The organism is Micromonospora sp. AB353 (assembly GCF_049538395.1).
Lineage (GTDB): Bacteria > Actinomycetota > Actinomycetes > Mycobacteriales > Micromonosporaceae > Micromonospora > Micromonospora aurantiaca.
This window is the reverse complement of sequence record NZ_JBMVFV010000129.1, coordinates 1-10550: the sequence shown is the minus strand read 5'-3', so window position 1 is coordinate 10550 and position 10550 is coordinate 1. Positions and strand designations below refer to the sequence as shown.

The window sequence follows — 10550 nt, the reverse complement described above, 5'->3', positions numbered from 1 at the left end:
TTCTCGGTGTCGAGGTAGTCGGCCGCGGAGTCCTCCACGGCGAGCTTGATGTCGCGCAGCATCGCCTGGAGGTCCTGCGAGGCGGCCCGCCACCGGGACTGCCGCACCTCGTATGCCTCGCGGGCCTCGCCGTTCCAGCTCGCCACCAGCGGGGCGGCGTCGCGTTCGAGCTGACCGAGCTGGCTCTCCAGGGTGGACAGCGCCCGTTGGATGTCGGCGCCCGCCTGTTGCAGGGCGGCGAAGTTGACGACCAGCACACCGTGCTCCATGAGTTCGATCCTTCCGGTTGTCAGAGAGGCAGCTGGATGCCGCGGTTGGTGCCCGCCACCCGGCCGGCGGCCTCGGTGTCGGAGGCGTCGTAGTGGCGGCCGGCGCTGCGGATCGCGGTGGCGGTCTCGCGCAGCGCCCGCTGGAGGGCGGCCTGATCCTGCGCCCACTGCTGCTTGACCTGCGCGAACGAGCGCCCACCGGCGCCCCGCCATGCCTGCTGCAGCACCTCCAGCTCGGCCATCAGGCCGCTGAGCATGGTCTGGAGCGACTGGTCGACCTGCTCGAACTTCGCGGCGGTCTGCTGCATCACCGCGGCTTCTGCCTGGGTCTGGGACATCCCGGACGTCACCTCGTCTCCTCGGTCGTGGCTGGCCACCGTGTGACCACCGTGGACTCGTCGGCGGGGGTCCGGGGCCGGTGAAGGGGAAGCCCGGCGGCGGCGGACACGCAACTCGACGATTTCGTCGCTGACGGTAGCCGTCCGACTTCGGTTCTGCTACCCCTTCGGGCTCCCCTGTGGACAACTCGCCCACTACGATGAGCCACGGCAGCGTCACGCCGAGGCCCGGCGAGGAGGTGCGGTGACCGCCAGTACGTCGGAGCGGCCCGCGTCCGTACCGGTCCGGGCACCACAGTGGACGAGCCGGCCGTCAGCGCGGCTGCGCGCCGGTCAGATCGTGGCGACCCAGGTCGCGGTGGCGGTGCTGGTGGCGGCCGCCGGGCGAGGTGTCGTACCGACGGCCGTCTCGCTGCTGGCGGCGGCCCTGCTGCTGCCGGCCGCCTGGGTGCGGGTGCGTGGCCGCTGGCTGCACGAGTGGCTCGTCACCGCCGCCGCGTACCTGACCCGGCGCCGCGCCCTGCCGGCGGCGGCCGAGCCGGCGGCGCTGCTGGAGTTGCTCCGGCCGGGCGCGGTGGTCGGCGCGACGGAGGCGTCCGGCGGCGCGGCAGTGGTGCACGACGCCGCCGGCCTGACCGCGCTGCTGGAGCTGGGCGACCCGGACGACCTGCTCGGCGACCACGCGCCCGAGCTGCCCACGCCGTTCGACCTGCTTCCCCCGGCCGGCCCGGACGCCCCCGCGGTCCGGTTGCAGCTGGTGTTCTCGGCGTCGCCCGCACCCGCGCCCGCCGTCGCGGGTGGCCCGGCGGGTACGTCGTACCGCCAGCTCACCGACGGCCGGGTGGCCGGGCGGACCCGGGTGGTGCTGGCCGTCCAGGTGCTGCGCGCCGACGGCTGGCCGGACGAGGATCTGCTGCGGGCGCTGTCCGGCACCCTGCGGCGGCTCGTCCGCCGGCTGGGCCCGCTCACCGCACGGCCGCTGGGCGGCGACGCGGCGCTGCGGGTGATCGCCGAACTGGCCCACCACGAGGCCGGCGCCCCGGTGCGGGAGACCTGGCCGCTGCTCACCGTCGGTGGCTTGGCGCAGGCCACCTGGCGTCTGCGCCGGTGGCCGGATCCACGCGGCGAGGCGGCGCGCGGGCTGGTGGGACGGCTGCTCGCGCTGCCGGCCACCGCCACCACCGTCGCACTCACCGCCGGTCCGCGCGTCGGCGCGACGCCGGTCCCGGCCGAACTGGCGGTACGGGTGGCGGCCGGGAGCGCGGCCGAGCTGTCGACCGTGGAACGCACGCTGCGCCGGGTCGCCGGTGACGTCGGCGGCGACCTGCGCCGGCTCGACGGTGAGCACCTGGCCGGGCTGGCCGCCACGCTGCCGCTGGCGATTACCGGCGGGGCCGCGTCCCCGGCCGGTTCACCTCCGCCCGCGCTGGACCTGCCCCCTGCCACCGCCGGCCTGATGGTGGGCGCGAACCGGCACGGTGCCGCGCTCACCGTCCGCCTGTTCCGCCCGGCCACGACCCGGGTGCTGCTCGTCGGCGGCGTCGCCGCGGCGCAACTGCTCGTGCTGCGGGCGCTGGCGCTCGGCGCGCGCGTGGTGGTGCAGACCGGCCGTCCCCGGTTCTGGGAGCCGTTCGTACGGGGTGTCGGGACGCTCGGTGGGGGCGTACCGCTGCTTCCGCCCGGTCGTCCGGCCGGCGGCGCGCCCGGTTCGCCGCTGCACCCGCTGCTGGTGGTGGTGGACGCCGGCCCGGTGCCGCCGGAGGCCGGCCCGGCCACCGCCTGGCAGTCGGTCCTGGTGGTCCGCGACGAGCTGACCCCGGCCGACACGCAGGCGCTGGCCCGCGCGGACCTGGCGATCCTCCAGCCGCTCGACCCGGACGAAGCCGCGCTGGCGGGCGCGGCGCTGGGGCTGGGCGGCTCCGCGGAGTGGCTGACCCGGATCCGGGACGACATGGTGGCGGTGGTCAACCGGCGGGCCCTGCGCTGGGCGCTGCTCTCGCCCACTCCCGTCGAGTCGCAACTGGTCGGTCGCCCGGCGCGACGCTGAGGCCCACGCTGCTTTCCCTGGTGGTACGTCCGTGGCACGATCCCGGCCATGGATTTCCTGAAGGGTCTTCTGATTCGTGTGGGCTCGACGGCGGTGGCGTTCTGGCTCGCCACCCTGCTCATCCCGGGCATCTCGCTCGACTCCGACTCGGCCACCGAGACGGTGATCACGCTGGTGCTCGTCGCGGTCATCTTCGGTGTGGTGAACGCGGTGCTCCAGCCGATCATCAAGACCGTGGGGTGCGGCTTCTACCTGCTGACCCTCGGCCTGATCGCGCTCGTGGTGAACGGCCTGCTCTTCCTGCTCACCAGCTGGATCGCCGGTGAGGCCGGGCTGCCCTTCCACGTGGACGGGTTCTGGCCGGAGGCGGTGCTGGGCGCACTGTTCGTCGGCATCGTCACCTGGATCCTCGGCGCCGTCCTCGACCGCGACTGACGCCGGGCCCCGGCCGGTCGCCACGGCGGCCGGCCGGGCTCACCAGGCCAGTAGCAGGGAATTGGCTGGCGAGAGGGCGGGGCGGTGGTACTAGCCTCGGCCGCGTGTTCACAGTGACCCGCGCGGACGGCTACGAGATCAGCACCGACCCGGCCCGGATCGACCTGGACCGGGTGCACGTCTGGCTCTCCACCGACGCGTACTGGGCGCTGGGACGGGAGCGGGAGACTGTCGCGCACGCGTTCGCCGGCTCGATCGGTTTCGGCGTCTACCGGCCGGGTGACGGCCGGCAGGTCGCCGTCGCCCGGGTGGTCACCGACGGGGTTACGTTCGCCTGGCTGTGCGACGTGTACGTGGACCCGGCCGAGCGGGGTAGCGGGCTGGGCACCTGGCTGACCGGTGCGGTCCGCGACCACCTGCACGAGCTGGGCGTACGCCGGATCCTGCTCGCCACGCTCGATGCGCACGGGGTCTACGCGAAGATCGGCTTCAAGCCGGTCGCCGCGGATCGGTGGATGGAGTTGGATCAGCGGGTGACGCCGATCACCGATAAGGACCAAGATAAGGATCCACCACTTACGGTGGAGCGGTGAACCAGCTCCGGCTCGGCTACCTCTACGGCGTCGGCGCGTACCTGATCTGGGGTTTCTTCCCGATCTACCTGAAGCTGCTGCGCCCGGCCGGGCCGGTGGAGATCCTCGCGCACCGGATCCTCTGGTCGGTGGCGTTCGTGGCGTTGCTGCTGGCCGCCACGCGGCACGCCGGCTTCCTGCGCAAGCTGGCCCGGCGGCCGCGGGCGCTCGCCGGCATCGGGCTCGCCGCCGCGCTGATCGCCGTCAACTGGGGTACGTACATCTACGGCGTGAACTCCGACCGGGTGGTGGAGACGGCGCTCGGCTACTTCATCAACCCGCTGGTGTCGGTGCTGTTCGGCGTGCTCGTGCTGCGCGAACGGCTGCGCCGGGCGCAGTGGGCGGCACTCGGCGTCGGCGCGCTCGCGGTCGCGGTGCTCACCGTCGACTACGGCCGTCTGCCCTGGCTGGCGCTCACCCTGGCGTTCAGCTTCGCCGGATACGGGCTGGTCAAGAAACGGCTCGCGCTGCCCGCCACGGAAGGGCTGTTCGTCGAGTCGGCGGTGCTGGCGCTGCCCGCGATGGCGTACCTGGGGTGGCTGTCGGCGCGCGGCGACTCGACGTTCGGGCACGTGTCGGCCGGGCACACCGCGCTGCTGGTGCTGGCCGGGGCCGCCACCGCGATCCCGCTGCTGCTGTTCGCCGGGGCGGCGAACCGGCTACCGCTGTCCACTGTCGGCATGCTGCAGTACCTCGCGCCGATCCTTCAGCTCGGCTGCGGCGTGCTGATCTTCCACGAGCCGATGCCGCCGGCCCGGCTGGCCGGCTTCGCCCTGGTCTGGCTCGCCCTGGTGGTCTTCACCGCCGACGCCCTGCGCCACTCCCACCGCACCCGCGTAGCCGCCCGCACCCCGACCACCCCCGCCCCCGCCCCCTCTCGTTGATCTGGCACTGTCCGCCCCGGCGAAAGGGACGAACCATCCGCACCGAGGGCCGAAAGTGCAAGATCAACGGAAAGGTGGAGGGTCAGCGGAGGTCGTAGGCCAGGACGGGGGAATCAGCGCCTCGGAGGAGTTCCAGGCGGACCAACTCACCCTTGGTGAAGCGGGTGACGCCGGAGAAGCGCAGGTCGTCACCGGGAGCGGCGAGCCACGAGCCGATCTGCTCCGTCGCGCCGTCCGGGCCGTGCGCCACCAGCCGGAACGTGTACGCCTCCCGGTGCCCGGCCCGCCTGTCGTACCCGCAGTGCATGGTGACCTCGGTGCCCCACGGCGTCTCGGTCAGCCCCACCTCGGCGTGCACCGGCACCGTCCCGGCCACCGGCCGCATCGAGGCCAGCGCCACCGGCGACTTCGTCGGCTCGGCCGGCGACTGCACGAGTCCCACCCCGACGCCCGCCAGCACCGCGAGCGCGGCGGCGGCGAGCGCTGTCAGCGCGTACCGTCGGCGGGAGCGGGACCGCTCGCGGCGCTTGCGCTCGCGCGCGGCGTCGAGCAGCGCCGGCACCCGCGACGTCTCCGGCCCGACCTCCAGGAACTGCTCCAGCCCGGCCGGGTCGAGCCGCCCCAGCAGGCCGGGCAGCACGGCGATCTCCGCCACCGCCTCCCGGCACTGCGCGCACCCGGCCAGGTGCCGCTCGTAGGCCACCCGGTCGGCCGGAGCGAGGGCACCGAGCACGTACGCCCCGTCGTCGTGCGCGAACTCGCAGCCTGTCACCCGGTCACCCCCATCTCGGCCAGCGCCAACCGTAGTGAGCGCAGCGCGTAGTGGGTACGCGACTTCACCGTCCCCGGTGGAACGCCCAGCCGCGCCGCCGCCTCCGCCACCGAACGCCCCTGGTAGAAGCACTCGACCAGCACTTCCCGATGGGTCGGGCTGAGCCGGTTGAGCGCCTCGGCGACGGTCCACGCCTCCACCGCACGCTCCGTCTCGTCGACCGTCTCCGCGGTCTCGGGCAGTTCGTCCGTGTACACCTCGCCGACGCGGGCGGAGCGCCGCCGCCAGGCGTCGATCGCCAGGTTCCGCGCGGTGGTGAACAGCCAGGCGCGCACCGAGCCGCGCCGCGGGTCCAGCGACTCGGGGTGCCGCCAGGCGCGCAGCAGCGTCTCCTGCACCAGGTCCTCGGCCCGGGGCCGATCGCCGTTGACGAGCCGCAGGGCGTGCGCGTACAGCGCGTCGGCATGCTCGTCGTGCAGCGCGCGCAGCAGTTGGGCGTCGTGGTCGCTGATGGCGGTACCTCGCTTCCGGCGGCGGGGAAACCGGCGATGCGTTCGCCCTTCCATACGTGCCGTGACGCCGAACGGTTCATCCGCAGGTCAACGCGGAGCTGTTCACGTCCGGTTCAGGTCCGGGCCGATCGCCGCTCACCGTGCCCTGGCAGCGTCCGGCGGGTGAGCGCGCGAGCCGATCACCCGCGCGCCTTCCGACGTTGAGATCAGGAGGCTCCACCTCATGAGCGACCGGCCTCGCCTGCTTCCGCTGCTGGGTGGCACCCGCCACGGCAGCCGCGACGCGATGACCTGTCTGTACCGGTGCGGCAACGCGTGTGACCACCCGGTGCCGAACCCGACCGACAACCCGTACTTCGGCGATGTGGTCGACACCGAGATCTCCCGGCGCGGCGTGGTCCGGGCCGGCGCGGTCGGCGCGCTGGTGCTCGGCTTCGGCGGTGCCGCCGCGGGTGCGCTGGCCGGCGCCGCGCCGGCCGCCGCCGCACCCGCCGCACCGCCGGTTCCCGCCGGCGGCGAGGTGGCGCCCGCCGGCGCGGGCCGCCCTGGCAGCGGCGCGCTGACGTTCAAGCCGATCCCGCCGAACAAGCTCGACACCCTCGTGGTCCCCAACGGGTACGACCACTCCGTCGTGATCCGCTGGGGTGACGAGGTCGTGCCCGGCGCGCCTGCGTTCAGTCTGGGCCGGCAGACCGCCGCCGCCCAGTCCAAGCAGTTCGGCTACAACAACGACTTCGTCGGCGTGCTGCCGATCGACAGGCGGCGCGCGCTGCTCGTGGTCAACCACGAGTACACGAACGAGGACCTGATGTTCCCCGGCTTCACCAGCCAGGACGCGCTCACCGTGGAGCAGGTACGGGTGGCGATGGCCGCGCACGGCATGTCAGTGGTCGAGCTGGAGCGGGTGGAGAACACCGGGCAGTGGCGGCCGGTACGGCGCGGCCGGCGCGAGTACAACCGCCGGGTCACGGCGCTGGCCACCAAGTTCGAGCTGACCGGCCCGGCCGCCGGCTCGGCGTGGCTGCGTACCGCCGCCGACCCGAAGGGCCGGACGGTGATCGGCACGCTCAACAACTGCGCCGGTGGCGTCACCCCGTGGGGCACAGTGCTCTCCGGCGAGGAGAACTTCAACCAGTACTTCGTCGGCGGCGACGGCGCGCCGGAGGAGCAGAAGCCCAAGCTGGCCCGGTACGGCATCCCGACCGACGTGCGCCACCCCAGCGGCAGCCGCAAGTGGGAGCGGGCGGACGAGCGCTTCGACCTGGCCAAGCACCCCAACGAGGCGAACCGGTTCGGCTGGGTCGTCGAGATCGACCCGTTCGACCCGCAGGCCAAGCCGCGCAAGCACACCGCGCTGGGCCGGTTCAAGCACGAGGGCGCGAACGTCATCGTGGCCCGCAACGGCCGGGTGGTCGCGTACATGGGCGACGACGAGCGCTTCGACTACCTCTACAAGTTCGTCTCGGACAAGAAGTTCATGCCGGGGCAGTCCTCGGTGGCGCGGCGGCACAACCTGACGCTGCTGGAGTCCGGCACGCTCTACGTGGCGAAGATCGAGGGCGACAGCCCGGCCGCCGAGATCGACGGTTCCGGCACGCTCCCGGCCGACGGCGGGTTCGGCGGCCGGGGCCGCTGGATCAAGCTGGTCAGCGGCAACCGCTCGTACGTCGACGGCATGACCGCCGCCGACGTGCTCACCTTCACCCGCCTGGCCGGGGACAAGGTCGGCGCGACCAAGATGGACCGCCCCGAGGACGTCGAGCCGAGCCTGCTCACCGGCAAGGTCTACGTGGCGCTGACGAACAACAGCGACCGTGGCAAGGCCGGCAAGGCGCCCGCCGACGAGGCGAACCCGCGCAACAGCAACAGGCACGGGCAGATCCTGGAGCTGGTCGAGGACCGCGGCGACAACACCGCCGAGACCTTCGCCTGGTCGCTGCCGATCGTCTGCGGCGATCCGGCCGACGCCTCGACCTACTTCGCCGGGTACGACAAGACCAAGGTCTCGCCGATCTCCTGCCCGGACAACGTCGCCTTCGACGCCACCGGCAACCTGTGGATCTCGACCGACGGCAACGCGCTGGGCAGCAACGACGGCCTGTTCGCCACCGCCGTCGAGGGTCCGGAGCGGGGCCACCTGAAGCAGTTCCTCACCGTGCCGCTCGGCGCGGAGACCTGCGGCCCGTTCATCACCGGCGACAACCGCTCGGTCTTCGTGGCCGTGCAGCACCCGGGTGAGGTCACCGGCGCGTCGGTGGAGAACCCCGCCTCCACCTGGCCGGACGGCGACTTCGCCAAGCCCGGCGTGGTGGTCACCTGGCGCCTCGACGGCGGCCCGGTCGGTAGCTGACCCACCCCGGGGGCGGTCCGGCGCTGGACCGCCCCGCGAGGGGCCGCCGACCCACCAGGTCGGCGGCCCCTCGTCAGTCCTCCGAGGCGATCCGCAGGCGATCGGCCCGCGCGGCGGGTCAGTTCTCGGTGGCGATGCCGTCGGCGATGGCGCGCGCGGCGGTGAGCAGCTTGGCGCGGACCACCCGGGCCGAGGTCATCATCTCGCCCGCGGGCAGCGCGCACGCCAGCACCACCCGGCGCTCGATGTCCTTGTCCGGGTTGACGAGCACCGCGGCGCACGCCACGCCCTGCCGGAACTGCCCCAGCTCCAGCTGCATGCCGCGCCGGTCACCGGCGGCCAGGTCCGCCTCGAACGCCTCGACCGTGGTGAGGGTGGCCGTGGTGAACGGGCGCATGCCGTACTCGCGCAGGTAGCGGAAGCGCTGTTCGGTGGTGAGCGTGGCGAGCAGGCTCTTGCCCAGCGCGGTGGCGTGCGCGCCCTCGTCGAAGCCCGGCACCAGGTCTTCCATGTAGGGCGAGCGCGGCCCCTCGGCGGACGCGGTCACCGCCACCTGCCCGCCGACGAAACGGCCGAGGTAGTGGCTCCAGCCGGTGTCCGACGCCGCGCGGCGCAGCGCCTCACCGACCGCCGGCGGCCCCCGGAACGCGGTGACCAGCTCGCGGTAGCGGTCGGCCACCTCCAACCCCACGATGTACGTCCCGTCCTCGCGCCGGATCACGTAGCCCTCGTACGCAAGCGTGCGCACCAGGTGGTACGTGGTGGCGACGGTCAGCTCGCAGCGCCGGGCGATCTGCTTCACGGTGAGCCCTCTCGGCGCACGGCCGACCGACTCGAGCACTCGAAGCGCGCGGGACACGCTGCGGATCAGGTCCGAAGGTTCCGCCAAGGGGTCGCGCACAACCACCTCCGCCGCCGGGGACTTACACCATATGAAAAACCGGCCGAGTGCGAAATGCCTGTTCGGATGGAGGATGCCAGAAGACCGGACACAGACAGTGTGTCGACGGACACGATGAGCAGCCAAAACGTCCGGGCGTAAGGTGTGCTCGCGATGACTGAAACAGTTTCGCGAGCCGCCCCTCCGGCGTCCCGGCACGCCGTCACGGTCGGCGCCGGCGCCACCCTCACCACGATCGTGTGCGTCCTGCCCGTCTTCCTGGTCGGTGGTCTCGCCGTCCAGCTCGCCGGCGAACTCCGCTTCAGCCCGGCCGGGCTGGGCCTGGCCGTCTCGATCTACTTCGGGGTGAGCGCGCTCGCCTCGGTGCCCTCCGGCGCCCTGGTCGAGCGCTTCGGTTCGGCTCCGGTCGCCCGGGCCGCCATCCTGCTCTCCGCCGCCTCACTGCTGGCGGTGGCGGGGCTGGCCCGGTCGTACCCGGTCCTGGTGGCCCTGCTGGCCCTCAGCGCCGCCGCAAACGCCCTCGGGCAGCTCGCCAGCAACGCCGCGCTGGCCGAGCACGTACCCGCCCACCGGCAGGGCCTGTCGTTCGGCGTGAAGCAGGCCGCCGTACCGGCCGCCACGCTGCTGGCCGGTCTGGCGGTGCCCACTGTCGCGCTCACCGCCGGCTGGCGCTGGGCCTTCGTGGCCGCCGCGGTGGCCGCGCTCGCCGTGCTGCCGGCCGTACCCCGCGCCGGAGGGGATCGGCGGGCCCGCACCGCCTCCGGTCGCCGTCCGGGCGGCACCGGCCCGCTCGTGGTGATCGGGCTGGCCGCGACGCTGGCGGCCGCCGCGGCGAACGCCCTCGGCACGTTCCTGGTCGACTCGGCGGCGGCGCGGGGCCTCTCCCCCGGCCTGGCCGGCCTGACACTGACGCTGGGCAGCGTGGTGTGCGTGCTCGCCCGGGTCGGCGTCGGCTGGCTGGCCGACCGGCGAACCAGCGGGCACGTCGGGCTGATCGCCGGGATGCTGCTGACCGGCTCGGTCGGCCTGATCCTGCTCGCGGTGGCCGGCTCGGCGCCGCTGGTAGCGGGCGTGGTGCTCGGCTTCGGTCTCGGCTGGGCCTGGCCGGGGCTGATGAACTTCGCCGTGGTCCGGCTCCACCCGCAGGCCCCGGCCGCCGCCACCTCGATCACCCAGACCGGCGTGTACGCGGGCGGCTGCCTCGGTCCGCTCGGCCTGGGCGCGCTGGCAGGCGCGGCGGGCTACCCGGCGATGTGGCTGACGGCGGCCACGGCGATGCTCCTGGCCGCCGTCCTGATGCTGCTCGGCGCCCGCCTCCTGCGCCCCACCCCCACTCCCGCCTGACCCCCACCCCACCCGGCCCGGCCCGGCCCAGCGCGTCGATCATGAAGTTGGCGGCGCGACACGCCG

The 10550-nt window shown here is 73.7% G+C and carries 11 protein-coding genes; 6 read left to right on the top strand and 5 right to left on the bottom strand.

What is annotated here, in order from left to right; genetic code table 11:
* Both ACPCK6_RS28465 and ACPCK6_RS28460 read right to left on the bottom strand, forming a co-directional pair.
* On the bottom strand, positions 1-269 hold a 269-nt coding region (locus tag ACPCK6_RS28465), incomplete at its 3' end, for a WXG100 family type VII secretion target (protein ID WP_423482737.1).
* Between the two features lie 20 nt (positions 270-289).
* Positions 290-607: a WXG100 family type VII secretion target gene (locus ACPCK6_RS28460; RefSeq protein ID WP_396882187.1), complete on the bottom strand. Its 318-nt coding sequence runs from the start codon at positions 605-607 to the stop codon at positions 290-292.
* A gap of 244 nt (positions 608-851) precedes the next feature.
* Between ACPCK6_RS28460 and eccE the strand changes: the two genes are divergently transcribed.
* The 4 genes from eccE (at position 852) to rarD (ending at position 4605) form a co-directional block, all read left to right on the top strand.
* The gene (eccE, locus tag ACPCK6_RS28455; protein ID WP_423482736.1) at positions 852-2654 is read left to right on the top strand and encodes a type VII secretion protein EccE; all 1803 of its coding nucleotides are present in this window, start codon (positions 852-854) and stop codon (positions 2652-2654) included.
* A gap of 48 nt (positions 2655-2702) precedes the next feature.
* Positions 2703-3089 carry a phage holin family protein gene (locus tag ACPCK6_RS28450; protein WP_013283623.1) on the top strand — a complete coding sequence of 129 codons (387 nt, stop codon included), beginning with the start codon at positions 2703-2705 and terminating at the stop codon, positions 3087-3089.
* 104 nt (positions 3090-3193) lie between these two features.
* Positions 3194-3682: a GNAT family N-acetyltransferase gene (locus tag ACPCK6_RS28445; RefSeq protein WP_423482735.1), complete on the top strand. Its 489-nt coding sequence runs from the start codon at positions 3194-3196 to the stop codon at positions 3680-3682.
* On the top strand, positions 3679-4605 hold the full coding sequence (gene rarD / locus ACPCK6_RS28440) for an EamA family transporter RarD (protein WP_396882030.1): 927 nt from the start codon (positions 3679-3681) through the stop codon (positions 4603-4605). Before ACPCK6_RS28445 ends, rarD begins: the two co-directional genes overlap by 4 nt.
* Positions 4606-4687: 82 nt before the next feature.
* Here the strand turns inward: rarD and ACPCK6_RS28435 are convergent, their stop codons facing one another.
* A complete protein-coding gene (locus tag ACPCK6_RS28435; protein WP_423482734.1) occupies positions 4688-5377 on the bottom strand; it encodes an anti-sigma factor family protein in 690 nt (229 codons plus the stop codon).
* A complete protein-coding gene (locus ACPCK6_RS28430; RefSeq protein WP_013283619.1) occupies positions 5374-5943 on the bottom strand; it encodes a sigma-70 family RNA polymerase sigma factor in 570 nt (189 codons plus the stop codon). Before ACPCK6_RS28430 ends, ACPCK6_RS28435 begins: the two co-directional genes overlap by 4 nt.
* A 169-nt stretch (positions 5944-6112) precedes the next feature.
* Here ACPCK6_RS28430 and ACPCK6_RS28425 point away from each other — a divergent pair, with 169 nt between their 5' ends.
* Positions 6113-8239, top strand: a complete 2127-nt coding sequence (locus ACPCK6_RS28425) for a PhoX family protein (protein ID WP_423482733.1) — start codon at positions 6113-6115, stop codon at positions 8237-8239.
* A gap of 118 nt (positions 8240-8357) precedes the next feature.
* Here ACPCK6_RS28425 and ACPCK6_RS28420 read toward each other — a convergent pair whose 3' ends face one another.
* Positions 8358-9140 (bottom strand): IclR family transcriptional regulator, encoded by a 783-nt coding sequence (locus ACPCK6_RS28420; protein ID WP_194802028.1) that lies wholly within the window; start codon positions 9138-9140, stop codon positions 8358-8360.
* A gap of 153 nt (positions 9141-9293) precedes the next feature.
* Between ACPCK6_RS28420 and ACPCK6_RS28415 the strand changes: the two genes are divergently transcribed.
* A complete protein-coding gene (locus tag ACPCK6_RS28415; RefSeq protein WP_269698024.1) occupies positions 9294-10484 on the top strand; it encodes an MFS transporter in 1191 nt (396 codons plus the stop codon).
* Positions 10485-10550: the final 66 nt, after the last annotated feature.

Coding starts and splice junctions, on each gene's coding strand:
- ACPCK6_RS28450 (WP_013283623.1), top strand. CDS start 2,703: ATGGATTTCCTGAAGGGTCTTCTGATTCGTGTGGGCTCGACGGCGGTG.
- ACPCK6_RS28415 (WP_269698024.1), top strand. CDS start 9,294: ATGACTGAAACAGTTTCGCGAGCCGCCCCTCCGGCGTCCCGGCACGCC.
- ACPCK6_RS28430 (WP_013283619.1), bottom strand. CDS start 5,943: ATGGAAGGGCGAACGCATCGCCGGTTTCCCCGCCGCCGGAAGCGAGGT.
- ACPCK6_RS28425 (WP_423482733.1), top strand. CDS start 6,113: ATGAGCGACCGGCCTCGCCTGCTTCCGCTGCTGGGTGGCACCCGCCAC.
- ACPCK6_RS28460 (WP_396882187.1), bottom strand. CDS start 607: ATGTCCCAGACCCAGGCAGAAGCCGCGGTGATGCAGCAGACCGCCGCG.